General features: G+C 40.0%; 21 protein-coding genes and 1 pseudogene. 10 read left to right on the forward strand and 12 right to left on the reverse strand.

Features of this window, described 5'->3' with window-relative positions; translation table 11 throughout:
- Positions 1–9: 9 nt before the first annotated feature.
- Positions 10–504 carry an Lrp/AsnC family transcriptional regulator gene (locus AY606_RS01445; RefSeq protein WP_067863604.1) on the reverse strand — a complete coding sequence of 165 codons (495 nt, stop codon included), beginning with the start codon at positions 502–504 and terminating at the stop codon, positions 10–12.
- A gap of 114 nt (positions 505–618) precedes the next feature.
- On the opposite strand from AY606_RS01445, the gene AY606_RS01450 reads away from it, so the two are divergent.
- From AY606_RS01450 to gyrA, 4 genes are all read left to right on the forward strand, one after another.
- Positions 619–1224, forward strand: coding sequence for a LysE family translocator (locus tag AY606_RS01450; protein WP_067863606.1), 606 nt, complete (start codon positions 619–621; stop codon positions 1222–1224).
- Positions 1225–1725: 501 nt separating this feature from the next.
- Positions 1726–2475, forward strand: coding sequence for an electron transfer flavoprotein subunit beta/FixA family protein (locus AY606_RS01455; protein WP_067863610.1), 750 nt, complete (start codon positions 1726–1728; stop codon positions 2473–2475).
- 17 nt (positions 2476–2492) lie between these two features.
- Complete coding sequence (locus tag AY606_RS01460) at positions 2493–3425, forward strand: FAD-binding protein (protein ID WP_067863613.1); 933 nt, start codon at positions 2493–2495, stop codon at positions 3423–3425.
- Between the two features lie 556 nt (positions 3426–3981).
- A complete protein-coding gene (gyrA, locus tag AY606_RS01465) occupies positions 3982–6990 on the forward strand; it encodes a DNA gyrase subunit A (RefSeq protein ID WP_067863616.1) in 3009 nt (1002 codons plus the stop codon).
- 58 nt (positions 6991–7048) lie between these two features.
- On the opposite strand, the gene AY606_RS01470 is transcribed toward gyrA, so the two are convergent.
- The 7 genes and pseudogenes from AY606_RS01470 to AY606_RS01495 all read right to left on the reverse strand — a co-directional run bounded on the left by AY606_RS01470 (position 7049) and on the right by AY606_RS01495 (position 14288).
- Positions 7049–8215, reverse strand: coding sequence for a type I restriction endonuclease (locus tag AY606_RS01470; protein ID WP_067863619.1), 1167 nt, complete (start codon positions 8213–8215; stop codon positions 7049–7051).
- A gap of 175 nt (positions 8216–8390) precedes the next feature.
- Entirely contained in the window at positions 8391–8573 is a 183-nt protein-coding gene (locus AY606_RS16835) for a cation:dicarboxylate symporter family transporter (RefSeq protein WP_502692087.1), read from the reverse strand.
- A gap of 62 nt (positions 8574–8635) precedes the next feature.
- Positions 8636–9092: pseudogene (locus AY606_RS01475) on the reverse strand (cation:dicarboxylate symporter family transporter); the annotation flags it as partial.
- Between the two features lie 233 nt (positions 9093–9325).
- Positions 9326–10459, reverse strand: a complete 1134-nt coding sequence (locus AY606_RS01480) for an ABC transporter permease (protein ID WP_067864498.1) — start codon at positions 10457–10459, stop codon at positions 9326–9328.
- 8 nt (positions 10460–10467) lie between these two features.
- Entirely contained in the window at positions 10468–11598 is a 1131-nt protein-coding gene (locus AY606_RS01485; protein WP_067863621.1) for an ABC transporter permease, read from the reverse strand.
- Positions 11598–12779, reverse strand: coding sequence for an HlyD family secretion protein (locus AY606_RS01490; protein ID WP_067863624.1), 1182 nt, complete (start codon positions 12777–12779; stop codon positions 11598–11600). The genes AY606_RS01485 and AY606_RS01490 overlap by 1 nt, the downstream gene beginning before the upstream one ends.
- Before the next feature lie 18 nt (positions 12780–12797).
- Positions 12798–14288, reverse strand: a complete 1491-nt coding sequence (locus tag AY606_RS01495; protein ID WP_067863626.1) for a TolC family protein — start codon at positions 14286–14288, stop codon at positions 12798–12800.
- 604 nt (positions 14289–14892) lie between these two features.
- Here AY606_RS01495 and serC point away from each other — a divergent pair.
- On the forward strand, positions 14893–15972 hold the full coding sequence (gene serC / locus AY606_RS01500) for a 3-phosphoserine/phosphohydroxythreonine transaminase (protein WP_067863629.1): 1080 nt from the start codon (positions 14893–14895) through the stop codon (positions 15970–15972).
- Between the two features lie 99 nt (positions 15973–16071).
- On the opposite strand, the gene AY606_RS16250 is transcribed toward serC, so the two are convergent.
- Together AY606_RS16250 and AY606_RS01505 are read right to left on the reverse strand one after the other, a co-directional pair.
- Complete coding sequence (locus tag AY606_RS16250) at positions 16072–16212, reverse strand: hypothetical protein (protein ID WP_165494286.1); 141 nt, start codon at positions 16210–16212, stop codon at positions 16072–16074.
- Positions 16213–16609: 397 nt separating this feature from the next.
- Positions 16610–17542, reverse strand: a complete 933-nt coding sequence (locus AY606_RS01505) for a hypothetical protein (protein WP_067863633.1) — start codon at positions 17540–17542, stop codon at positions 16610–16612.
- 278 nt (positions 17543–17820) lie between these two features.
- On the opposite strand from AY606_RS01505, the gene AY606_RS01510 reads away from it, so the two are divergent.
- Positions 17821–18291, forward strand: coding sequence for a YaiI/YqxD family protein (locus AY606_RS01510; RefSeq protein WP_067863637.1), 471 nt, complete (start codon positions 17821–17823; stop codon positions 18289–18291).
- A 12-nt stretch (positions 18292–18303) separates the two neighbouring features.
- A complete protein-coding gene (locus tag AY606_RS01515; RefSeq protein WP_067863641.1) occupies positions 18304–19215 on the forward strand; it encodes a DMT family transporter in 912 nt (303 codons plus the stop codon).
- Positions 19216–19219: 4 nt separating this feature from the next.
- On the opposite strand, the gene AY606_RS01520 is transcribed toward AY606_RS01515, so the two are convergent.
- Positions 19220–19789, reverse strand: a complete 570-nt coding sequence (locus tag AY606_RS01520) for a PilZ domain-containing protein (RefSeq protein WP_067863644.1) — start codon at positions 19787–19789, stop codon at positions 19220–19222.
- A gap of 23 nt (positions 19790–19812) precedes the next feature.
- On the opposite strand from AY606_RS01520, the gene AY606_RS01525 reads away from it, so the two are divergent.
- From AY606_RS01525 to AY606_RS01535, 3 genes are all read left to right on the forward strand, one after another.
- A complete protein-coding gene (locus AY606_RS01525; RefSeq protein ID WP_067863647.1) occupies positions 19813–21048 on the forward strand; it encodes a lipoprotein-releasing ABC transporter permease subunit in 1236 nt (411 codons plus the stop codon).
- Positions 21041–21724, forward strand: coding sequence for a lipoprotein-releasing ABC transporter ATP-binding protein LolD (gene lolD, locus AY606_RS01530; protein ID WP_067863650.1), 684 nt, complete (start codon positions 21041–21043; stop codon positions 21722–21724). The genes AY606_RS01525 and lolD overlap by 8 nt, the downstream gene beginning before the upstream one ends.
- Before the next feature lie 85 nt (positions 21725–21809).
- Positions 21810–24236: a DNA internalization-related competence protein ComEC/Rec2 gene (locus AY606_RS01535; RefSeq protein WP_067863653.1), complete on the forward strand. Its 2427-nt coding sequence runs from the start codon at positions 21810–21812 to the stop codon at positions 24234–24236.
- Here the strand turns inward: AY606_RS01535 and AY606_RS01540 are convergent.
- Positions 24233–25189 carry a lysophospholipid acyltransferase family protein gene (locus tag AY606_RS01540; RefSeq protein ID WP_067863656.1) on the reverse strand — a complete coding sequence of 319 codons (957 nt, stop codon included), beginning with the start codon at positions 25187–25189 and terminating at the stop codon, positions 24233–24235. The genes AY606_RS01535 and AY606_RS01540 overlap by 4 nt on opposite strands.
- Between the last annotated feature and the right edge of the window lie 76 nt (positions 25190–25265).

The following is a 25265-nucleotide window of genomic DNA, read 5'->3' on the forward strand; positions in this document are numbered from 1 at the left end:
CATCCTGTCTTAAAGATCATCTAGGGGAAGCTGGAAACTTTGTTTAATAATTTGACTGGGTAAATCTGTTTTCACGCTGGTAATGCCGTTTTTCTTGGTTAAATGTGTGGACTGAAACTTACGGTAACTTTCCAGATCAGGAACGACCACTTTGAGCATGGCATCACATTCACCCAAAATAATATAACACTCCATCACATGAGGCAGTTCTTTCATCGCTTCAATAAAGCAGTCAATGGTTTCAGCATCCTGACCCACCAGCCAGATACGCGAAAACAAAATCAGTTGTAAACCAATTTTTTGTGGATCCACTACGGTGGTGTAGTTCTGAATCACTCCGGCTTCTTCGAGTAATTTCACCCGACGCAAACATGAAGAAGGTGACAGTCCAATTTCACGGGCAAGATCGTTATTTTGCATACGACCATTATTTTGCAGTGCACGAATGATATTTTTGTCGGTACGATCGAGTTTTACTGAAATAGATTTGGAAGATAATTTCATAAATTAGAATATAATTCGAAAAATAATTAGAATTATAGAATAAATTGAAATCCTATTTTGTAGTATTTATTCGATACTAATTTTCACTTTCAAGACATGGAAAGGGAAAAGGAAATGTCTGTATTTGCACTGTTTGCCTTAACGGTTATCCCGCTTATTTTTACACCTGGACCAGATATGTTATTTATCCTGTCACAAGTGATGGGAAAAGATGCAAAAGCAGGCATGATGGCAACTGTAGGGGTGTGTCTGGGGTATTTGGTGCATTCTGTTTTGGTGGCGCTCGGCATTGCCGCCATTATTGTTTCCTTCCCGCTATTATTTGAAACCATTCGCTGGCTCGGGATTGCTTATCTATTATTTTTGGCCTTTAGTTTAATCAAGTCAGTTTTTAGCAATAAAAAATTGGCGATTGAAAACAAAAGCACCTCGAACCCGATTCAAAAAGGGTTCTTTACCGCTTTGCTGAATCCAAAGGGCATGTTGATTTATTTTGCGATTTTACCGCAGTTTATTAATAAAAGCGGTGATACGGTTACTCAAGGTTTGATTCTATCGTTTATTTTTATCGGATTAATCTTTGTGGTGTACTGCAGTTTAAGCTTAATTTTTGCCAAAATTACCCGTAAAACCCAAATTGATGAACGTAAACAAAAATGGATTGACGGTGGTTCGGGCGGTTTATTAATGCTTGCTGCCACTTGGCTCATCATTCATTAACATGCCTATAAAAAGCATGTCACGGTGGCATGCTTTTTTAACTAGAACTGGATTTGTTAATTAAAAGTAATTTATTACACGTTTATGCTAAAAAAATGATCATTTTTTCTGCAGATATAGCACCAAATTGATATCAATCTGTCTTAAATGACAGTTTGCAACTTTATGGTTTGTGCAAAAAGCGTAAGCTGTTCGAGTTAAAAAGTAAGCGAAAAAAATTATTAAATCAGAACTTTTGATGAGTTTAATCAGATAAAAAAATAATACAAATCAATGCTTAAAAAAATAATAAATATTGAGGTATTTCATCTTAATAAGAATGCTTGAAAAAAATATGAACGCCTAGTTCAAGTAATTTTACGCATTTTAACCGCTCTTTCGATAATTGTGACTTGACCGAAATGCCATACGCATTGCAAGATAGGGCACCTAAAAATTTTAAGTGAAGAGTTATTATAACTTTTCTCAACATTTACTTTTGCTGAAACAGCCGAGGATTACATGAAGGCTCTTGTTGCTGTAAAACGTGTGGTTGATGCCAACGTTAAAGTTCGCGTTAAACCGGACAATAGTGGGGTAGACCTGACTAACGTTAAGATGTCGATCAACCCATTCTGTGAAATCGCAGTGGAAGAAGCGGTTCGTTTAAAAGAAAAAGGAACAGTTTCAGAAATCGTTGTGGTTTCTATCGGTCCTAAAGAAGCGCAAGAACAAATCCGTTCTGCCATGGCTTTGGGTGCTGACCGCGGTATCCTGGTAGAAACTGCTGAAGAGATTGGTGCACTTGAAGTGGCTAAAATCTTGAAAGGCATTGTAGAACAAGAAAAACCGGAACTGATCCTTCTGGGTAAACAAGCGATTGATGACGACTCGAATCAGGTCGGTCAGATGCTGGGTGCTTTACTCGGTGCCGGTCAAGGTACATTTGCTTCTATCGTGAATGTGGCGGGCGACAAAGTTCAGGTTACCCGTGAAGTGGACGGCGGTTTACAAACGGTTGAATTGAACCTGCCTGCCATTATCACCACCGACTTGCGTTTGAACGAGCCACGTTATGCGGCACTTCCAAACATCATGAAAGCGCGTAAAAAACCGCTTGATGTGAAGTCTCCTGCAGATTATGGCGTTGCAGCAACCACCAAACTTAAAACAGTGAAGGTTGAACCACCGGCAGAGCGTAAAGCTGGCGTACAAGTGAAATCTGTGGACGAGCTTGTGGCAAAACTTAAAAACGAAGCGAAAGTGATCTAATACAGAAGGATAATATCATGAGTATTTTAGTTATCGCTGAGCACGACAATAAAGCACTAAACGGTGCAACTTTAAACGTTGTGGCTGCAGCTCAAAAAATCGGTGGTGATATCACTGTATTGGTTGCGGGTTCGGGCGCTCAGGCCGTTGCTGACCAAGCGGCTCAAGTGGCCGGTGTCAGCAAGGTCTTGCTTGCTGACAACGCAGCTTATGCAAACCAGCTGGCTGAAAACGTGGCTGCTTTAGTTGCACAAGTGGGTACAGGTTATTCACATATCCTGGCTGCCTCTACCTCAAATGGTAAAAACGTATTGCCACGTGCGGCTGCATTGTTAGATGTCAGCATGATCTCTGACATCATTGCTGTTGAAAGCCCAACCACTTTCAAGCGTCCAATCTATGCCGGTAACGCCATTGCAACGGTTGAATCTTCTGAATCTGTCGTGCTGGCCACTGTTCGTGGTACTGCATTTGATCCTGTAGCAACTACAGGTGGTTCTGCAGCAGTTGAAGCTGTCAGCGACGTTCAAGATGCCGGCATCTCGAAGTTTATTTCTGAAGAGATTGTTAAATCTGAACGTCCAGAATTAACCGCTGCACGTATTGTGGTGTCTGGTGGTCGTGGTGTGGGTTCAGGTGAAAACTACCACAAAATCCTTGATCCATTGGCCGACAAGCTGGGTGCTGCTCAAGGTGCTTCACGCGCTGCGGTGGACGCAGGTTTCGTACCTAACGACATGCAAGTGGGTCAAACAGGTAAAATCGTTGCACCTGACCTGTACATCGCTGTGGGTATTTCCGGTGCGATTCAGCATTTGGCAGGGATGAAAGATTCTAAAGTGATCGTTGCGATCAACAAAGATGAAGAAGCGCCAATCAACGCAGTAGCTGACTACTGGTTAGTGGGTGACTTGAATACTGTTATTCCAGAATTGGTTTCTAAAATCTAATTCTTGGCCTCAGGCTTCAAAAAACGCTTCTAGTTTCTAGAAGCGTTTTTTATTGTCAAAATTTTTCACCCCCCTCTGACAGATTTACGCAATGCAAAAGTGCATTAACTCATGAGTCATGAGACTCATGACTCATGTAAATGTAAAGCAAGATTTATGGCTTTTAAGAGTGATAAATTGCATCATTTCAATGTGCTTTGGAGAGGATTTAAAGAGATGACCCGTCATTAATTTTTCATGTTGATGAATGAACCAAAAGAGCAGCTCAATGGAGCAAGATTATGAGTTGTCGGGTGATTTAAATTTAAATAAAGTCGGTGAAAAAATGAATTAATTCACATAAAATTCCGACAATTGAAACAGATTAAAAAATAAACGATAAATTGTAGAAAATTAACAAGATTAAGATGCTTGATAGGAGACAAAAACAAGAGAATTTATGCTATAATTTACGGCTGTATTTAGACTTTAACCCAGCTTATTTTGGGTTAATTTTTTGCTAGATTGATTATATAAAACGAGCAGTTCCAAATACTGTTAGTAATAAGGAGTATGCATGAGCCTATCGGAAATCCGACCGATTGCCATTGAGGATGAACTCAAAAGCTCATATCTCGACTATGCCATGAGTGTTATTGTTTCTCGTGCATTACCAGACGTGAGAGATGGCTTAAAACCGGTGCATCGTCGTGTGCTTTTCGCTATGCACGAGTTAGGCAATGACTACAACAAAGCTTATAAAAAGTCTGCCCGTGTGGTGGGTGACGTAATCGGTAAATATCACCCGCATGGTGACTCAGCTGTTTACGAAACCATTGTCCGTATGGCACAAGAATTTAGCTTGCGTTATCAATTGGTCGATGGTCAGGGTAACTTTGGTTCTGTCGATGGCGATAGCGCTGCGGCAATGCGTTATACCGAAGTGCGTATGCGTAAGTTAACCCATGAACTTTTGGCTGATCTGGAAAAAGACACCGTCGAATGGGAAGACAACTACGACGGCTCTGAGCGTATTCCTCAAGTCATGCCAACACGTGTTCCTAACTTACTGATTAACGGTGTAACCGGTATTGCAGTCGGTATGGCGACCAATATGGCGCCACACAACATGACTGAAGTTGTGAATGCCTGCCTGGCTTATGCCAATGATCCGAATATCAGCATCGAAGGTTTGATGCAGCATATTTCTGGTCCCGATTTCCCTACAGGCGGTATTATTTACGGCAAATCGGGGATTGTGGATGCTTACCGTACCGGTAAAGGCCGTTTGCATATTCGTGGTAAATATCACTTCGAAGAAGATCCGAAGAATGGCCGCATTACGATTGTTTTCACAGAAATTCCGTATCAAGTTAACAAAGCGAGAACCATTGAGCGTATTGCTGAGTTAGTCAAAGAGAAAAAACTTGAAGGAATCTCGGAACTTCGTGACGAGTCTGATAAAGACGGGATGCGTATTGCAATTGACTTGAAGCGTGGTGAAAATGCTGAAGTGATTGTCAATAACCTGTTCCAAAACACTCAGCTTGAAAACTCTTTCAGCATCAACATGGTTTGTCTGGACAACGGTCAGCCGAAGTTGATGAATTTAAAAGATATCATTGCTGCGTTTATCCGTCACCGTCAAGAAGTAGTCACACGTCGTACCATGTACGAGTTACGTAAAGCGCGTGAACGTGGGCATATCTTGGAAGGTTTGACGGTTGCTCTGGCAAATATTGATAGCATCATTGAAACCATTAAGACTTCTGCAAATCCAGGCGAAGCGCGTGAGCGTTTACATGCCGGTGAGTGGTCCGCGGGTGGCGTGGTTGCATTGCTTGAAAAAGCAGGTTCAGTTTCTGTACGTCCTGAAATTATTGAAGGCGAAGACCTGTCTAAACCGTATGGTTTTGATGGCGGTATTTACCGTCTTTCACCAACTCAAGTCAGTGCGATTCTAGAATTACGTTTACACCGCTTAACTGGTCTTGAACAAGACAAGTTACATGCTGAATATTCTGACATTTTATCTCAAATTGCTGAATATACTGCAATTTTGAATGACTTTAATTTGTTGATGAACGTCATTCGTGAAGAGTTGGCGCTGATTATTCAGCAATATGGTGATGGACGTAAAACATCTATTGTTGAATCTCGTATCGATTTCTCTCGTGAAGATTTAATTCCTGAAGAGCAAATGGTACTGACTGTTTCTAAAACAGGTTATGCGAAAACTCAACCATTGTCTGACTATGCCGCACAGCGTCGTGGTGGTCGTGGTAAGTCTGCAACCTCAATGAAAACTGATGATTACATTCAGCATCTGATTGTGACATCGAACCATGCGACAGTTCTATGCTTTACCAATGTCGGTAAAGTCTATCGCCTGAAAGTATACGAAGTGCCACAAGCGTCTCGTGGTGCAAAAGGTCGCCCAATGGTGAACTTGTTGCCGCTGGATGCCAATGAAACAATTACAGCGATTCTTCCTGTAATTGATGCACCGAAGAAATTCAAAGACCGTCTGGCCGATTTCCAGGCATTTGTAAAAGCCAATGCTGCAAAACTGCAAGAAAATGAAATCATCAATTCGCATTTTGCTGAACTTGAAGCGGCTTTAGCCGAGCTTGAAGATGGTGCAGATGACTTGTCTGATGCATTACGTATTCAATTGAAACAACTGGGTCTTGAGCTTTCTACGACAGATCTGGATGATGAAATCATTGCTGATTTTGCACAGCAAGCTGAAGCGGTTCGTAAAAACTTCTATGTGTTTATGGCGACCGAGTACGGTACGATCAAACGTGTAGAGCTTGAACAGTTCAGTAATGTTCGTTCAAATGGTTTACGTGCGATTGAGTTAAATGGCGACGATACCTTGATTGGTGTGGCGATTACCGATGGCGAACAGCAAATCATGTTGTTCTCAAATGAAGGTAAAGCAATTCGCTTCGCAGAAACTGATGTACGTTCAATGGGCCGTTCTGCCAAAGGTGTACGCGGTATGCGCGTGACCATCGGTGCCGCAGCGCTGCTTGAAGATGCGGAAACTGAAGTAGATGCAGATGATGAAGATACTTCAGATTCGGCATTAATCAGCCGTATCGTGTCACTGGTGGTTGTACCGGAAACTGGCGAAGTACTTTGTGCATGTGCCAACGGTTACGGTAAACGTACCCCGGTGGGCGAATTCCCAACCAAGAAGCGTGGCGGTAAAGGTGTGATTGCAATTAAAACATCTGAACGTAATGGTGAATTGGTCGGTGCGGTATCGATTGATGAAAGCAAAGAGCTGATGTTGATTTCTGATGGTGGTACGATGGTTCGTACCCGAGCTTCAGAAGTTGCTACCACAGGTCGTAATGCCCAAGGTGTTCGTCTCATCCGCTTAGGAAATGAAGAAGTCTTGGTCGGTGTTGTTTCTGTTGAAGCCGTTGAAGAAGACGAATTTATTGAAGCAGTTGAAGGCGAAGAAGTTATTGCCGCTGAAGCTTTGATTGATTCTGAGACTTTGGTTGATGATGAAACGATTGCTGATGAAGCTGAAAGTGAATCAGATCTAAGAGATTCTGACGAAGAATAAGCTTTTTGCAATAATAAAAAAAGGACGCTTCGGCGTCCTTTTTTTATTGTTATTAAAATCAAGAAACAGCATTTCTTTTAAAATTATCATCGTTACTACAATAATCTAAACAATCTTTGAGGATGCCTACCGCTCGATAAATATGTTCTGGTTTATCTAAATAAACTTGTCCATTATTTAATACTTCTAATCCGGCACGTAACAATTCTAGTTTTCGCTGATCATCAATATTTATATTAAATTGAATCGTTGGACGTTTACGATTTACATCGTATCTAAATAACCAACGATTGTTTTTGTTTTGGTATAAGACAGAGTAATAGCTTTCTGTATCTCTAGTTGCTAAATCTGATTCAGGAAAAAGTTCACTCACTATACGAAATAGTTCTTGCTCATCCTTTGTCGTAATAATCTTGTCGTTGTCAGAACTAACAATATCTTTAAACCCTTTATCAATGGGTTGTTCAGCATTTTGTTCTAGTTTTGGTTCAATTGTTTGAGCGGTAATAATCGTTGGAGATGATAAGCCCTTTACGACCGTATCACTAATGGCTTGCTCTACAGCTTGCTTTACAAAAGGTTGGATTGTCTCTAAAAATTTAGTGTTTAATTGACGTTGAATATTGGCTTGCTGGGCAACATAGCGAACAAAATCGATATCCACTTCATTAATACTTTTCTTTATCACTGTTTTAAATTGTTGGATATATTGATTTTCTTCAGCAAAAAAACGTAATTTTTCGACATGAAAATTATCATGTTTAAATTCTGCCAATTGCACAAGTTCTTCAGCTTTATGTTTCATGAAATCAACAGTAAGAAATGGTTTTTCATCCATAACATTGGTATTGATTAAATCTGTAAAGAAACGCCATTCTTTACCATTGGTAATTGCTCCGATGGTAACGCCAAGACTACTGTTGAAATAACGTGATAATTGCGGGGCATGGTTGGTTAGATTTGCTGCATAGGGTTTTGCTTCAATGAACATAACAGGCTGTCCATTACAATATAAAGCATAATCAACTCTTTCAGTGGATTTGACGCCTGGAAAATCAGCAGCAAATTCTGCTAATACTTTTGTTGGGTCGTAAGGGTTAAAGCCAAGAATGTCTAGGAGCGGTAAAATTAATGCTTGTTTTGTTGTTTCCTCAGTAGAGCAGTGTTCCCCAACACGTTTAACATGGTCTATATGGCTTTGAAGCTTATTTATAAAATTTTCCATATATATCCTTTTATGAATTGTTGTTGATTATGATTTAACCAGTATTCACTTTTTTACTTTATTTTTCAATTATTAAAATCAAAGAAAAATTAGGTTTATTTTAAGTCTCAGTAAAAATTTACTAAGTTTAGAGTATAAAAAATGAAGCCTCGGCTTCCTTATTTGATTTTATAAATTATGCAGCCTGCTTTATTTCAATTTGATAATCTTTTTGCTTTTCAGCACCGAATTGACCTTCCCATTTACTGATTACAAGAACAGCCAACGAGTTACCAATCACATTCAACACAGTACATGCCATATCTAAAATACGGTCAATACCTGCAATAAATGCCAAACCTTCAAGGAGTACCGACACTGCCCAATGTTGCCAACAGCACTACGAAAGACTCGCCTGGAACACCTGTGCCCCTAAGTCCGTGATCCAAAAATATTGGAAGGAATGAGAGACAAAATGGTATTCACCAGACCATGAGCATGGCTACTCACTTCTTGTGTGGTTTGCTGATATTGAGAAATATCAGTTTGTGTCAAGCTCGACATATCAATACAGGAACCCGGCTGAAACACATTTGCCGCAACGAGACCGGCAATAATCGCCACTGTGGTAATAATCTCAAAATAGACAATCGTTTTGAAACCAAGTTTACCGACATTTTGACCGTGACTTGCATTGGCAATACCTAAAAATCAGCATTGAAACTACAAGGGGAGTCACAATCATCTTAATCAAATTAATAAAGATTGCGCCCTAAGGACTCAGCAGATTATTAAGTAGAGTTTCATGATATTCGGGAGAATAGTGTAGAAAAGAGCCTACAAGCACATCTAAAATGAGCGCAATAACGATTTGCCAAGCAAGATTAATCTTCTTCATGCTAAGCCCTTAAAATCAAATATTTAAAGAAAAAAATGCGGTAATAATACGGTCGACATCATAAAAAGAGGTTAATAGGAGCATGGGAATGAATAAAAAATATATTCAGAGAGTATGGACAAAAATCTATTTTGCGTCGATTAAGATAAGCAATTTAACTTTTTATTCATACTGGGTTTAATCGGTTAATAAAATTACAGTTTGAGTTGAAAATTTAATTAAATTATAAAGTTTTATTTAATAATCTTATCAGGCAGTCTATTAAAAAATTGTTTCTTATTTGGCTGGTTTAAACGGAAATATCCCCAGGTCAATAACACAGCCGCAATGGTCGCCAGATAAATCATTTTTGCAATGACGATATTTAAAGGTACACCCATTTGGTTCAACTGAATAAACATTTGAATCCCTTGGGTCGAAGGTAAAATATTTCCTAACCATTGCATCCACTCCGGCATCGCAGAGTGTGGCCAGGCCGTTCCTGATAGTAAAAAAAGTGGAATGGAAGTAAAGACAATCACATGTCCTGCACGTTCAGGCATATCGAAAAAGGAAGCAATGACCATGGTTAGACCAATCACGCAACTGATAAAAATCGGTACGCCCATCAGCATGCCGAAGAAATTTCCACCATGTGGATAATCATAAAGCCAAAAAGTAAAACCAAATAAATAGAAACAGCCCAAGCAGCCAATGGTTAAAATGGCGCTAAAGATTGCAAAAAATTCAGTCTTATTCGGTCGCCAGTTTTGCACTCGGTAACCCGCAATCAGCATACTTAAACCCAAAACAATGGTCTGATGAATAATTAAGGGGGCAATAGCAGGAAAAATATAACTGCCATAGCCAGACATAGTGTTGAATAACGGAATTTGATGAATGGAAAGTGCAGGTGCGAAATGCGAAATATCACCAAATTTCTGTGCCTGTTCCGCAATTGCATGTTCAATAGACGTCGCTAAACCCAAACCAATCTGTTTGGTTCTTAAAAAATAGGCTGCACTTAGATATAAGCCAACGCCTCCGACTTCGCCGCGACGAATACTGTTGGATAAATTATCCGGCAAGAGTAAAATACCATCTGCTTGCTGGGTTTTCACCATCATTTCCGCTTCAGCAAAATTGCTTGTGACCGCCTTGATTTTCACGCTTGGACTTTTTGACACTTCACCAATAATGCTCGAAGTGATCATGCTCTGTTCTTCATCTACAATGACAATTGGCAACGACTCGGCATGTTCAGCTTTATAGGCGGTGGGGTAGAAGAAGCTATATAAAAATACTGATAAAACCAGAGTGGTAAAAATTGAACTGTTACGCGCAATATCTTTAAAGGTTTTGAAATAAAAGTGTAGGAAGTTTTTGATGCTATTTTTCATGCTTTAACTCCCTTTAAGTTTTTACTGAGGAAGAAATAGGCAGTACCAAAATAGAACAGACAATAGATAGCCAATACCGCAAGCGGTAATAAAGAAATGGATACAGGACTGCCAATCACCCATTGTTCCGTTTGTAATTTTGCATAAGGGGTGTAGGGAATAATATTGGCCCAGAATTGGGTAAACAGTGGCGCATTATTTAAAGGTAAGGTGACTCCGGCAAAACTGAGGGAAGAGCCACCATATACTGCAATGAAACCGAAAGATTTGCCTAAGTCTCGCGTGGCTAAAACCACTGTGCTACTTATAAATGCATAAGCACTATAAAAGAGAAACTGTCCGAGTAGTATCATCCACAAATGACCTGCAACGAACCAGCCACGGATTTCAATCAGCCAGAACATCCATGCCCAAGTCCATGCGGTAAAAATCAGGACATAGGTTAAATTTTTCGATAACAATGCCTTAAAAATATGGGACTGGTTGAGCCATTGTCCGGTGGTATTAAATTTTAGTTCTTGTCCAACTGCAAAAGCCACACAGCAACACAGCAATAAATGCAAAACCGCAGGAATCATAAACGGTTCTAAATAGAACTCGTAACTTAACCCCGGATTATATAAAGGGGATATTTTGACATTGGGTGTTGGGGCAGCCAGATAAGGAATTTTATTTTCCAGATAATTGTGCCCGGTAAAATCGGTAATTGCCTGTACGGTACTAAGCAGCATTGCAGAGGAAATTGAATTCCCGACACTAAAATAGCTTTGATTGAAGGCAATACTGATTTCGGCATCTTTGGCTTGAACCAGTCGTTGTTCAGCCCCAGCCGGAATAGAAATATAGCCCCAAATCTTAGTTTGATTGAGTAGCTTTTCGACATCATCGGGGTTTTGCGAAATAACTGCAACTTCTAAAGCGGCATTATGACTGACATATTTTTCAATATTTCGGCTAAGTTCACTTTGGTCTTGGTCGATGATGGCAATGGGTAAATGTTCAGGCTTTCCTTGAGAAAACATACTGCTAAACAACACGATTATACATAAAGGAGCCAGTGTGACTAAGCACAAGTCCCATCTACTGGACAGTAAATAGCGTAGTTCACGCAGCATGCCAGACCACATTATTTTGACTCTTTAATTTTAAAAAGCACACTCATGCCCACTTTTAAATCTGCAATTGGTTTTATCGGTGCTAAATGAACTTTAAAGCTGCGAATATCATAACCACCGGTTTGGCGCGTGGTTTTAATGGTGGCAAATTCACCTTCTGCATCAATGTTTTTAATTTTAAAAGTGGCAGTTTGATTTAAGGCCGGAATAAAACCATCTATGGTTTTGCTTTGATAAATTTGCCCATAGAGATCTTCACGCACATTCACGCTGATCCATAAATCATCATCCTGAATAATGCTGACCACGGGGACACCCATCGCCACCAGTTCAGAGGCTTTGCCGTAGGTTTTAGACACGGTGCCATTAATTGGTGAAAGCAATAGGGTTTCAGCTTCCAAGGCATTGGCCTCGCTAACTGCCGCTTTGGCAATATCGACCTGGGCATTGGCTGAAGATTTCTGTTCAGGTGTGCTGCCACGTTTTGCACGTGCATATTGTTGATATGCGGCTTCAGTCATTTGACTGGCTGAGACTGCTGCGGCCTGCATTTCATCCCGACGCTGCCGGGAAATCACACCTTGCTGAAACAAAGTTGCTCCACGTTGATATGTGGTTTGTGCCAACGCCTGTTGTGCTTTCAGGCTTTGCCAGTTGGCATATAACGTATCAATATTTTCTTGTTGTGAGCCACGCTCGGCTGTTGATTGCAGCGCTAAAGCAGATTGCAAAGCAGCCAGAGCTTGCTGTTTTTTTGCTTCAATTTCAGGGCTGAATAAACGCACCAGTTGCTGGCCTTTTTTAACTTTATCGCCATCATGTACATACACTTCTTCAATACGGCTTGGCACTTTAGTACTGACATGAATGGTTTCCGCTTCAACCCGGCCTTGCAGTTCAACTTGCTGCGGTTGATAGCTTTTCCATAAACCGAAAGCAATTAAGCCTAAGAGTAGAATCAGAATGATGATGCCGACAACTTTAATAGCCGCTGACTTTTTTGTATTTGGCGCAGTATTTTCACTGTTCGGAGCTTGTTCTGAATAACTGAAAAATTCATGATCTATAAAGCTTTGCTGTTCAGCGCTTTTTTGCGAATCTATCTTGCTGTTTTGAGCTGACGTATCTGCAGAGCTTCCGTCCGAGGAAGTGTTTTCTATATCTTGATCAGGCTTGTTTTGATCTTGATTCATATTTTTCCCCAGTAAAAATTAACGGATATAATAAGTTTGAGCTTGATTGACATAGCTTTGGAATTGATTAATTGAGCCATGACTTTGTAATAAAGTTGCCAGTGACAGCACATACTTATAAGCATTCAGCGCCATTTCACTTTTTAAAGCGCTCAAAGTATTTTGTGCATCAATGACTTGGGTAGCCGTGCCCATATCTTCTTTAAAAGACAGGGTTTGAATACGCAGATTTTCTTGAGCAGCTTTCATGTTTTGCTGTAGCAACGGGTGACTTTGCTGTGCAGTGGTCACTTCGCTATACGATTTATAAATGATATTTTCAATTTCCTGCTTGCTGCGTTCAGTCATCAGTTCAGAAGCATAGCGTTGTAATTCGGCAGCCTGAATATTTTTATTTTTATCGACCCCGGAAAACAGGTTGTAACGTGCCACTATACCGATAATCCAGTTTTGTTTTTCATCCAGACTGTATTCCCCAAATGCAAAAAGATTGGGCTTTTTCGCTGCACTTTGTGCTTTGACATTGGCATTGGCTAGTTGGGTATCCAGTTGCATTTTACGAATGAGGGAGGATTGATCCTGATAAGTTTTCAGCAAGGCATTTAACGATTGGCTTTGCGCAGAATTTATAAAGAGAGGGGTGCTCAGCTCGGTAATTTGGCTGCTTTGCAACAAATTATTCAGTTGAAAAAGACTAGATCTGAGACTGGCTTCCACATTTTGATAGCTGCGTTCAGCATTGTTTTTTGCTACTTCAAACTGCATGCGCTGCCCTTTGCTAATAAAACCTTGCTTTTCCAGTTTTAGCGCATTGTTATAGTGGGTTTGCATGGCATTAAAATTGAAAAGGCTTGAATCGAGTAATTGTTTTTGCAGTTGTGCATTGAAGTAAGCCTGAATCAGTTCAAAGCGCTGTATGTCTTGTTGTTGCTGAGTATTAAGCTGGCTGCGCTGTGCTTTAATACTGGCCACTTCTTTAGCGCTGGAAGTCAGTCCACCGGTATAAAGCGGCATCAATACTGAAACTGTGGGACGGATCACCTGATCTTCCAAAATCACATTGGCAGAATCGGGAAATAGACCCACACCGCTATGAATGGTTTGATTAAGACCTTGTTTTAAAGGATCGGCTATACCTGAAGGAAGGTTTTCTTGATTAATACGATCATTGATGCCTTGAGAGAGCGTTTGTTCCAAATTGTTTTTAAATGAATCGAGCGGAATATCCACTTCATTATGAAATGCATAAGCCCGTACATTTAAATCGACCCGTGGCAGCCCTAAACCTTTTAATGCTTCTGCTTCAAGTTTTGAAGCCTGTTGTAAGGCGAGATTGGCTTGAGTGCTATATGAATCCGTTAAAACCGATTGTTCAGCTTGTGCATAACTAATACTTTGTGCCCATACTGTTGTTGTATAAAAAGTCGAACTAGACAATAAAGTAATTTTAATCAGTGTTCTGATGCTCTGATCTATATTTTTTTGTGCCCATGTCAAATTCAGTAACATCGATTCGGCTCTCAACATTGTTGTAACAAATTATACATCGCTTGAAAATAAGATGTCTTTATCGTTGGTCTCTATATTGTTTAATATGCATTTGTATATTAAGCACTATTTATAATTTAGACCAGAATGATCTTACTCGATAATGCCATAGAAGCTCCGACTCGCTATACCGAACAAATTCGGGTGGATCATCCTTGGCATCGTCCATTTTAATTTTTATGCTGTAGCGATACGAAACTGGCTGAAGATGCATAAATAATGCAGTCATACCCGATTCAAGACAATAAAAAATGCAACAGGAAAGAAGAATAATGGATCTGTCATGGCCGCACAGGATCGAGTTTGCTCTTTATCTGTTTTAGGCTGTTTTTATTCACTCCCATATTATGTTTTCTGCTTTAAATATGCGTCCTGTCAGTTATTTAATTATAGTTGAAGTATTTATTGAGATTACTAAACTGAAAAGAATCACAGTTCTTTATTGAACTTTTGACTTTAAATGTCCGATAGCATTGAAATATTTTCAGGATAATTTACTGCAAGCACAGGCTATCTGTGGTTAAATGCCGTTATTTTATTGTGTTTCACTTTGAAAGGAAAAATCATGCGCGCGTACAATTTCTGTGCTGGCCCTGCTGCATTACCGACTGCCGTTTTAGAAAAAGCCCAAGCTGAAATGCTCGATTGGCATGGCAAAGGTCTTTCGATCATGGAAATGAGTCATCGCAGTAATGACTATGTAGCTGTGGCAGAAAAAGCAGAAGCAGATTTACGCAAATTGATGAACATCCCAGAGAACTATAAAGTATTGTTCTTACAGGGGGGGGCTTCACTTCAATTTTCTGCAATTCCTTTAAACCTGTTAGGTAAAAATAATAAAGCAGATTATATCCATACCGGAATTTGGTCTGAAAAAGCGTTAAAAGAAGCACAACGCTATGGCGATATCAATGTCGTGGAAGCGGGTACAACTATTAATGGTAAATTAGCGATTACCGATCAAAGCCAGTGGAACTTATCTGCCGATGCGGCTTATGTGCATTATGCAGATAACGAAACTATTGGCGGTCTTCAATTTGCAGGCATTCCTGAAGTAAATGTACCCTTGGTAACTGATTTATCTTCAAGCATTCTTTCTGCTCCAATTGATGTGTCCAAGTTTGGTTTAATTTATGCAGGCGCGCAAAAGAATATTGGTCCTGCTGGCTTAACTTTAGTGATTATTCGTGATGATCTACTTGATCAGGCGAAAGCTGAAACTCCAAGTATCTTGAAATATTCTGCACAAGCCAAGAATGATTCTATGGTGAATACACCATCAACCTATGCTTGGTACTTGTCTGGTTTGGTGTTTAAATGGTTACTTGAAAAGGGTGGTGTTGAAGCTATTCATAAAGTTAACCTTGAAAAAGCCAAATTGCTTTATGGTTATATTGATGCGAGTGATTTCTACGCCAATCCAATTGCGGAACAAAACCGTTCTATCATGAATGTGCCATTTACTTTGGCAAATGCTGATCTAGATAAATTGTTTTTAAAAGAAGCAGAACAAAATCATCTTCTTAATTTGGCAGGTCACCGTTCGGTTGGGGGGATGCGTGCAAGTATTTATAACGCCGTACCATTAGAAGCTGTACAAGCCTTAGTGAACTTTATGGATGACTTTGCGAAACGCAATGCTTAAGCGCTAAAGCTAAAAAAGCCCATCACAGGATGGGCTTTTTATTGATTAAAAATAATTTTGTTTAAACCAGTGTGTTGAAAATCAGGTATTAAAATAAGCTTAAAGAATAAAGTGATGCAACATATAGGCAGACATAAACATGCCTAACATAAAAAATAGACATGAGGTAGAGTCTAACTGGAAACGTTTTTCAAGTTGATGTTCAACTTGTTGTATATTTTCTTCTTGCACGATTTTCATGGAAAGCTCTATTCCGATTTATTTATCGTTAATTTCTATTTGTAATTTGCATTTTTAGCATAAAAATTTGATTAAATAAAGTACTAAATAAAAATATGTAATTAAAATATTTATTTTATCGAAAGAAATATCTCATTTATTGCTCACTTCTTATCAATCAAGGGGAGCAGGAGATAAAAGCTTAAGAATTAATTACTAAAATATAATCTTAAGCATATTTTTAAAATATAAAATTTTGAATTTAAAGTGTGGATAAATGTATTTTAAATTAAATTCAAAAACGTTAAATATAATAAGGGTCTGTGGATAAACATGAAAAATTATTTGAAATGAGATAATAAAAAAGCAGCTCAATTGGAGAGTTGATCAATCACCATATTGAGCTGCTATTTTTAGATTACTGTTTTTTAGAATAAATATTCACTTGAATCCACAGGTTGCCGCGAATAAATTGACCAATCTGAAAGTCTTTATTGGCCGCATTCTTAGTGGCAATACGAATCAAGGTTGCTTCCTGATTTTCATCATGAATTAAAGCCACATCATAAAGCGTGTAGTCCTGATCCATAAAGGACATTGAGGTTTTACCGACAATGTTGCCCTGGAACCAGGCTTCATCTTCTTGTCCCATATTTTCGCCATAAAGATAGGCCACCATTTTTGAAAAATCGACGGTAACCGGTTCTTTATCATCTTCAGATTTAGGCTGCCAAGCATCAATCTGCTCTTGTAAATTCGCTGGAGCAACGCCGTCATTGGCGGCTAAAATATCGTTTAAAGCACGGTGGTGTTTGATTGAGGCAGGATCATCGACCACCAATTGTTCATGGTCTGAAACGGCTTCCAGTTCATAAGCCCATGCATTTAACTGGGCAAGATAGCTTTGGCCTTTCTGATAGTGTTGATGATTAACGCTATACAGGGTATCAAAAGCATAAACAGTAGTATTTGCACCCAAGTTTAGGCGTAAAACAGCCTGTGTATTGGATTTGCAGCTAATAATCCGTTCAATTTTGGCATCGACTTTATACGGACTTTCGAAACTTGGAAATGCAGTTTTCACAGCTTGAGGCTTGTTATTTTCAACCGCAATTATTTGATTGATTTGCACCGCTGCCTTTTTGGGTCCTTGAATGAGCCATGTTGTTTCATCCATGTCACATTCTTCGGCACATACACCCATTGGCATAACCGGGGCATTCAGTGCCAAACCAAGCCACTTCGGTACGTCTGTTGTGGGATTGTCTGTGAGTAAATTCCAGTGTTCGACATGGCTGCCAAAGTTTTGATCTTCAATGGTGATAATTTCTGGTCTATTTTGATTTTTCATATTCACAATTGATGTTGGGTTATATTTGTATATTAAATCGAGGGTTATTTTGAAATTTCAAGTCATTTGACTAAATTTAACCATCAAATGATGAGAAATAGGCAAAATCATCAGTCAAGCAAAGTACTGGAAATAGAAAAGAAGCTTAAAAATGAGTTTGTCTTATTCAAATTCACAGTGGTTAATTCATTAAATGGATTTATCTATCATCTTGTCACACGAATTTGTTAAACAATTTGTTAAACTGGATTTTAATATTTTCTTACTATGGATGCTTTGTGCTGCCATTTAAACTTTGGGTCGATGCCGATGCATTACCTAAAATTCTACGTGAAGTCATTATTCGTGCTTCAGACCGTTATCAGTTAGAAGTCACTTTTGTCGCCAATCAAAATGTAGGCATCACGCCTTCAGTTCGAATCAATTCCATTCAGGTGATGAGTGGGGCAGATGCCGCCGACAAAGAAATCATAGATCGCATGAAAGAGCATGATATTGTGATGACGCAAGACATTCCGCTTGCAGCGCTGGTGATTGAAAAGGGCGGTATTGCAATTCATCCACGCGGTGAGGTGTATACCACGGCAAATGTCAAAGCTCGTCTGCATTTGCGCGATTTTATGGATTCATTACGCGGAGCAGGGGTCAACACTGGCGGGCCACCGCCAATTTCTGAACGTGATAAACGTGAATTTTCCAGCTCACTCGATCAAACCATCCAAAAACAAAAACGTAAAACTGCCCAATAAGCCGAGCTTGATATGCCTTCTAAAGCCAATATTGTTTCAACCTATGCCTTATTGGTACTTATTTGGGCCACGACGCCCTTGGCGATTGTGTGGAGTGTTTCAGATTTAAATAATCTGTGGGCTTTGGCATTGCGGTTTCTGATTGCGTTACCCTTAGTATTCAGTTTGTTGCTATTACTGAAGGTGAAATTACCCACAGATAAAATTTCAGTCCACAGTTATATCGCCGGTGCCTGCAGTTTTATTGGATCGCAATTTTTTACCTATTTGGCAACCGCATATTTAAGTTCAGGCATTATTGCCTTAATGTTCGGCTTGGCTCCGATCATGGCAGGCTTAATTGGATATTTTGGCTTTCAAATTCATTTGAATCGTTTGCAATGGCTAGGCATGTTCATTGCAGTCGCAGGATTAGCAATTATTTGCTTGGGTGGCAGTGAGCATCATATCCAGCCGATAGGAATCGGGCTCATGTTGATCAGTGTATTCGTCTATTGCTCTTCAATTTACTGGGTCAAAAAAGTTAATGCACCGCTAGAACCTATGGCCCAGGCTACCGGTTCAATTTTGGTTTCTGCACTGTTTGCTCTGGGAATGTTGCCTTTTATCTGGCAGCATGCACCTACACATATTCCAGATACCAAAGCCTTGGTGGGCCTGTTTTATGCAGTCATCTTGGCCTCGGTAGTCGCCATGATCTGTTATTTTAAACTCATACAGAATATTAAGGCGACGACATTATCACTGACAACGGTATTGACTCCAATGTTGGCACTGTTATTTGGTGCCTTACTAAATGATGAAAAATTATCAGTGATGATTTTTGTCGGTGCATTTGTCTTAATCTTTGGTTTATTTATCTACTTTTACCGTGACATTCAGGCGAGTCGAAACCTCGCCCACAAGATTAAATCTGGCGCTTAAGTTTTTAATCTTTAGTCTTGCTCACGGTAATACATTCGCTTAGTTTTACCCGATCTTGTGGATGTAAGGTAATGAAATAGGCACCGGTACGGAATTTGCCATTGTCTTCAGCTCGGCTATAAACCACTTGTGCAGTTGCTGCAATATGAAAGAAATTTTCCGGATGGCTTAAGGTCACGTGAATATATGTTCCTTCCTGAATAGGATGCTCATTAAAGAAACTGAATCCGGTTTCTGAAAAATTGACATTTTCCGGGATAGGTAACATGGATTGTACAATTGCATCGTACAAAGAACCGGTAATAAGGTTTAATTTTTGATTGAATAAGGATAATATTCGAGCAATTTGTTGATCTCTTTCAGATAATTGTTCTAATTCGTAGTTTATTGCGTGATCAAATTGATCTAATTCTGCGAGTAGTAGAAAATAGCGCGGCAGCACAAAGTTAGGATCATAAGGGTCATTAAATGCGACATCATCAGAAATAATCTGATAATTAACTCGCAAGGCAGCATCTATACGCGACATAACGCGACGTTCCATGTTGCCGCTTTGATGCTGTGAATTTTCCATAATTATTCCTCGGACTAAATGGTATGTTTAAACCAATCTCGCTGTATATAGGGTTGAGATATACTCGCGCACGGCGTAGTAACCACTTTATTTCTTTTATTGCTCTGGTTTCTATGATCGGTCTCACATTAGGTGTAGCTGTACTCATTACCGTCTTATCGGTGATGAATGGCTTTGACCGAGAACTGAAAAACCGTGTCTTAGGAATGATACCTCAAGCTACTGTTTCTTCAACACAAATTTTAACAAATTGGCCTGAACTTGCAAAAAAAGTTGAACAACATGAGCATGTCAAAGGCGTAGCCCCATTTACCCAGTTACAAGGGATGCTTACAGCGCAAGGACAAGTGGCCGGAATCATGGTTACGGGGATCGAACCTTCATATGAAAAGAAAGTTTCGATCATCCAGGATCACATGATTGAAGGCAGTATTGATAGCCTGAAAAAAGGTGAATTTGGCATTGTTTTAGGTAAACAAATGACTGATTCACTGGGTTTGGGCTTAAATGACAATATTACTTTAGTCCTGCCTGAAGCTACGCCATCACCCGCTGGTGTGGTACCCCGCTTCAAGCGTTTTAAAATTGTCGGTATTTTCAGTATTGGGGCAGAAGTCGATTCGATGATGGGCTATATTGCCTTGAACGATGCTTCGACCTTATTGCGCTTACCTGATGGCGCTCAAGGTGTCCGTTTAAAGCTGGATGATATCTTCCTTGCACCTGAAGTGGCGGATGATATTGTCAAAGACTTGCCAAGCAATTTCTATGCATCGAACTGGACCTTTACCCATGGTAATTTGTTCAGTGCCATTCAAATGGAAAAAGCCATGGTGAGCTTGCTGCTGTTCCTGATTGTTTTGGTGGCTGCATTTAATATTGTGTCATCACTGGTCATGGTGGTCACCGACAAAAAATCTGACATTGCGATTCTGCGTACTCTTGGTGCTTCACCTGCAACCATCACCCAGATTTTTATGGTGCAGGGAACCATTATTGGGGTGATTGGTACCGTTTCCGGCGCCATTCTCGGGATTATCTTTGCTTCAAGTATTAGTAGTGTAATTGGCTGGCTCAATACCTCGTTTGGTTTGAACCTGTTTGATGCTTATTTTATTAATTACTTACCGTCTTATTTGCGTTGGCAAGATGTGGTCGTCATTGTCTGCTTATCATTGCTTTTAAGCTTCCTTGCCACGATTTATCCAGCTTTCCGTGCTGCAAAGACTCAACCTGCAGAGGCCTTGCGTTATGAGTAATATTGTCCTCGAAGCGAAGAATATCTCGAAAAGTTTTACCGATGGAAAAACCACGGTCGAGGTGATTAAAAACTTGTCATTGCAAGTCAAGGCAGGTGAGTTTATTTCGATTGTCGGTTCAAGTGGCTCGGGTAAAAGTACCTTGTTGCATGTCTTGGGCGGTTTAGATGGACCCACAGAAGGTGAAGTGTTTCTAAATGGCAAACGCTTTGATACCTTGGGTGAAGCTGAGCGTGGTTATTTACGCAATCAGCATTTGGGTTTTGTGTATCAGTTTCATCATCTCTTGCCGGAATTTACCGCATTGGAAAATGTCGCAATGCCGCTGATGCTGCGCGCAGGAACCACCTATAAGCAATCGAAAGAGCAGGCAGAATACTTGCTGAATCGCGTTGGATTATCACACCGCATGACCCATAAACCGGGTGAGCTGTCTGGTGGTGAACGTCAGCGTGTGGCTTTGGCGCGTGCTTTGGTGGCGAAGCCTGAACTGATGCTGGCCGATGAACCGACCGGTAACCTGGACCGCAAAACTGCCTTAAAAATTTTTGAACTGCTGAGTGAATTACGTAGCGAGTTCAATATGGCAATGCTGATCGTGACTCATGATGAACAACTGGCTCAAGCCGGCGATTCCATTTTGCATATGCAAGATGGGGTCTGGATTGATGCTTAGACACCGATCGGTAAATTAAGAAATTGATTGAAGCCCACTACGGTGGGCTTTAATATTGCGAAAATTAAAAAATATTATAAAAATAATGATTCAATTAATGTGTCTAGGTTGGGTAATTGGTATTGCCAGTATAGGAAAAAATTTCCCGATTTTGCAGTCTTTGCTGATGCCTAGTATGGGGCTTTTTATCCTGTCTTTACTTTTAAAGCTGACTGTTTCGAAACCCGTTCATTCTTTATGGTTCAAATTTTTACAGCTCTGTATTGGTTTCAGTCTGGGTATTAGCCTGGGCTATAGTTATGCTCAGCAGCAACTGAATGATCGTTTAAAGTTTCGAGAGAAGCAGACTGAACAAGTTGAAGTAGTTGTCTATATTAAAAACCTCAATGAATTGAGTGAATCATCCATACAACAAAAAATACAGGTGCTAAACCGACATGCTGAAGTTGTGCAATGGCAGACATTTTTAAAAAATGAAAAACAGGCTGATCCTCAGCCTGCACTTGAACTGGGGCAATATTATCGCTTGCAGGGAAAGACTTTGCCGGCGCATAGCTATGCAACACCAGGTGCTTTTGATCAAGAGCAATGGTACCTCCAGCAAAATATTATGTCTGGGTTTAAAGTAACATCGATACACAAACTGTCTGAGCAAGATATTTCTGCTTTGGGTTATGGCCGATATGTCAGGCAACAACATTCTTTTTCGCAACAGATCCAGCTGTGGATGGAACAGCAACGCTTAGCGCTACGTAATTTTATTGATCAGCAGCCTGTAAAGCATAAAGGCTTACTTTTAGCTTTATTGACAGGAGATAAAAGTTTACTCACACCCGAAACAGAACAGTTATTTCAGCGCTTTGGCATGAGCCATTTGTTGGCCATATCAGGACCCCATGTTCTGATTTTTGCTTTATTGGTATGTTGGAGCTTGCATCTACTGATTTGTCGCTATTGTCCGCAAGTTTATTTAAAGTGGCCAAAACAATATCTATTGATTGTGCCTTTTTGTATTTGCGTACTGTTGTATTGTGCTTTTGTGGGGTTTGAAATTCCAGCTCTCAGAACTTTGCTCACGTGCTTGTTGATCAGTGGATGTGTACTGTTAAAACAAAAAATTCAACCCTTAAGTGTTCTGTTGTTGAGTGCTTCAATTTTATTAATGTTTGACCCGTTTAGTATTTTATCGGCTGCATTCTGGCTGTCCTATGGCGCATGCTTTGTGCTGTTGCGTATTTATCAAACTGTACAGCAGCAAAGTCAGGGTGAAGAAATTAAGACTAAAACTCAGGCCATCAAAATCCAACTCAAAATTTTAATCGAATCGCAATGGAAAATATTTTTGGCGCTATTTCCATTGATGCTGATTTTCTTTAAACAGGTGGCTTGGATTACGCCATTGAGCAATTTATTTGCCATTCCATGGATTGGTGTGGTGATCGTTCCTTTAGATGTGATTGCGGCAGTGTGCTATTTCATTTTTGAGCCTGTGGGAAGCCTGATTTTTCAAATTAATGATCTGTGTTTTTCTGGATTGCTCATCTTCATGCAAGGTTTAGATTGGCTTTTTTCACCTGCACTACAACCGGTTGCCATGAGTTTTTGGATGTTGCTGAGCTTATGTCTCGGTTTGCTGATTCTGTTTTTACCGCGTGGGACGGTGCCAAAAACTTGGTCGGTCTTATGCTTTGTGCCTTTAATAATGATCGATTCCAATAAGAATGAGTTTGAACTCACGATATTGGATGTTGGGCAGGGCCAAGCGATTTTTGTCCGTGATCAGGATCAGACAATGATGATTGATACGGGTGGGAATTATGATGAAAGTAAATTTAGCGTAGGCAAACAAATCATTTTGCCATTTCTATCGGTGAATGGAGTCAGTGAATTGAATCAACTGATTTTGACCCACTTGGATCAGGATCATAAAGGAGGCTATGAATCGATCAAAGCTGATTTGCCGATCAACACCATATATTCAAATGAACAGCTTGCAGTCGCCAATTCCAGCCAATTTGATTATTGTCATCAAGGCCAAAAATGGCAATGGAATGATCGAGTCAAAATGACCATTTTGTTACCCAAAGCAGAGCAGTTGGGCTATGCCAAAGATGAAAAGAATGAAATGTCCTGTGTGGTTTATTTGCAGGTGACAAATGCAGAGCCCTATCAAAACTTTCTATTGATGGGTGATGCCGGCTGGCCAACCGAATATCAGATTCTGCAGGATTATCCAAACTTAAAAGTTGATGTTTTAGTTTTGGGGCATCATGGCAGTCGACATAGCTCTGCCTATCATTTTTTAAAGCAGTTAAATCCAAAACTGGCCGTGGCATCAGCAGGTTTTAATAACCGCTATAGACACCCAAGTGTGGTTGTTGAATCCCGCTTAAAAGAATTAAAAATTCCGTTACTTAGCACCATAAAACAGGGCAGTATTCGTTTTTCCAAACATAAAAGCATCATGGCTATTGAATTTGAACGTGATTCCCAGCAATGGTTAAGACCCTAAACGATTTCGGCCGGAATTGCTTTGGCTCGAATTTCTGTAACCAGTTTTAGTGCATCATCTGTATTTAAATGATAAACCTGATCTAGTTCAGGATTGGCTTTAAAACGCTTATAACTCCAGTGATAATGTTCCGGATAACGACGAATTAAATTCTCGATGGCTTCGAAAATGACACCAGTACCCTCATTGGCATTGCCCTGATAAATACGCTCGTCAAGCGCCTCAATGTGCATATCAAAACCTTGATTTTCATTACGCAGCGCATATAAAAATAAAGTTTTGGCCTTGGTTTTTTGAATCAGTTTGGCACTCAAATTACTGCTGGCCAGCGGAATTCCAAAATAAGGAATCATCTCACCGCCCACATTCGGGGTATGGTCTGGCAGAATCACCGTGGTACCGCCTTGTTTTAAGGCCTTAAAAATTTGCCTTACCCCGGATTCATCGGTAGGCACTAAATTGGCTTGTTCACGGCTGCGGGCTGCACGAACAAATTGATTGGCAGATTCATTTTTGACCGGTTTATATAGGATGGTCATTTGGGTGAATTGAGCCAGATAGGCATTCATGATTTCCCATGTGCCAAAATGCGGGACAATCAGTACCAAACCTTCAGGTGCTTTCAACGCATCATGAAGTATGTGTTCACCGCTAATGGAGTGAATACGTGCAATATTCTTTTTGTTATCTGCACCCCAGATGCTAAAAAATTCGAAATATGAAGTCAGCTCATTATGAATCGCTTTTGGAATAATCTTCTCATGTTGTTGGGCGGTCAATTCTGGCAAAGCAATTTGAAGATTAAGACGAATCGTATTTGAGGTTTTTGACATTTTTAAAAAATTGACGAACCCAGCTAACATTCGAGCGATAAATCTGGAAATTTGAATCGGTTGTCGACTTAGGAATTTCAGTAAGCGGTATGTTGTATCCGTTGGGGTATGATCAGTCATTGCCTATCGTCAATGTATGTAAAGAGTCAAAAAGAGCAAATATTATAGGCGAAAATAGATGGTTTAGGCAGATTTC

Origin of the sequence: Acinetobacter sp. SFB (assembly GCF_001647545.1) — a bacterium.
In the GTDB taxonomy this organism is placed as follows: domain Bacteria; phylum Pseudomonadota; class Gammaproteobacteria; order Pseudomonadales; family Moraxellaceae; genus Acinetobacter.

Bases quoted from the DNA above. Each gene is read 5' to 3' on its own strand.
- AY606_RS01495 (WP_067863626.1), bottom strand. From the start codon at position 14,288: ATGTTACTGAATTTGACATGGGCACAAAAAAATATAGATCAGAGCATC.
- AY606_RS01525 (WP_067863647.1), top strand. From the start codon at position 19,813: ATGTTTAAACCAATCTCGCTGTATATAGGGTTGAGATATACTCGCGCA.
- AY606_RS01450 (WP_067863606.1), top strand. From the start codon at position 619: ATGTCTGTATTTGCACTGTTTGCCTTAACGGTTATCCCGCTTATTTTT.
- serC (WP_067863629.1), top strand. From the start codon at position 14,893: ATGCGCGCGTACAATTTCTGTGCTGGCCCTGCTGCATTACCGACTGCC.
- AY606_RS01490 (WP_067863624.1), bottom strand. From the start codon at position 12,779: ATGAATCAAGATCAAAACAAGCCTGATCAAGATATAGAAAACACTTCC.
- AY606_RS01470 (WP_067863619.1), bottom strand. From the start codon at position 8,215: ATGGAAAATTTTATAAATAAGCTTCAAAGCCATATAGACCATGTTAAA.
- AY606_RS01505 (WP_067863633.1), bottom strand. From the start codon at position 17,542: ATGAAAAATCAAAATAGACCAGAAATTATCACCATTGAAGATCAAAAC.
- gyrA (WP_067863616.1), top strand. From the start codon at position 3,982: ATGAGCCTATCGGAAATCCGACCGATTGCCATTGAGGATGAACTCAAA.
- AY606_RS01460 (WP_067863613.1), top strand. From the start codon at position 2,493: ATGAGTATTTTAGTTATCGCTGAGCACGACAATAAAGCACTAAACGGT.
- lolD (WP_067863650.1), top strand. From the start codon at position 21,041: ATGAGTAATATTGTCCTCGAAGCGAAGAATATCTCGAAAAGTTTTACC.
- AY606_RS01445 (WP_067863604.1), bottom strand. From the start codon at position 504: ATGAAATTATCTTCCAAATCTATTTCAGTAAAACTCGATCGTACCGAC.
- AY606_RS01520 (WP_067863644.1), bottom strand. From the start codon at position 19,789: ATGGAAAATTCACAGCATCAAAGCGGCAACATGGAACGTCGCGTTATG.
- AY606_RS01535 (WP_067863653.1), top strand. From the start codon at position 21,810: ATGATTCAATTAATGTGTCTAGGTTGGGTAATTGGTATTGCCAGTATA.
- AY606_RS01515 (WP_067863641.1), top strand. From the start codon at position 18,304: ATGCCTTCTAAAGCCAATATTGTTTCAACCTATGCCTTATTGGTACTT.
- AY606_RS01455 (WP_067863610.1), top strand. From the start codon at position 1,726: ATGAAGGCTCTTGTTGCTGTAAAACGTGTGGTTGATGCCAACGTTAAA.
- AY606_RS01485 (WP_067863621.1), bottom strand. From the start codon at position 11,598: ATGTGGTCTGGCATGCTGCGTGAACTACGCTATTTACTGTCCAGTAGA.
- AY606_RS16250 (WP_165494286.1), bottom strand. From the start codon at position 16,212: ATGAAAATCGTGCAAGAAGAAAATATACAACAAGTTGAACATCAACTT.
- AY606_RS01540 (WP_067863656.1), bottom strand. From the start codon at position 25,189: ATGACTGATCATACCCCAACGGATACAACATACCGCTTACTGAAATTC.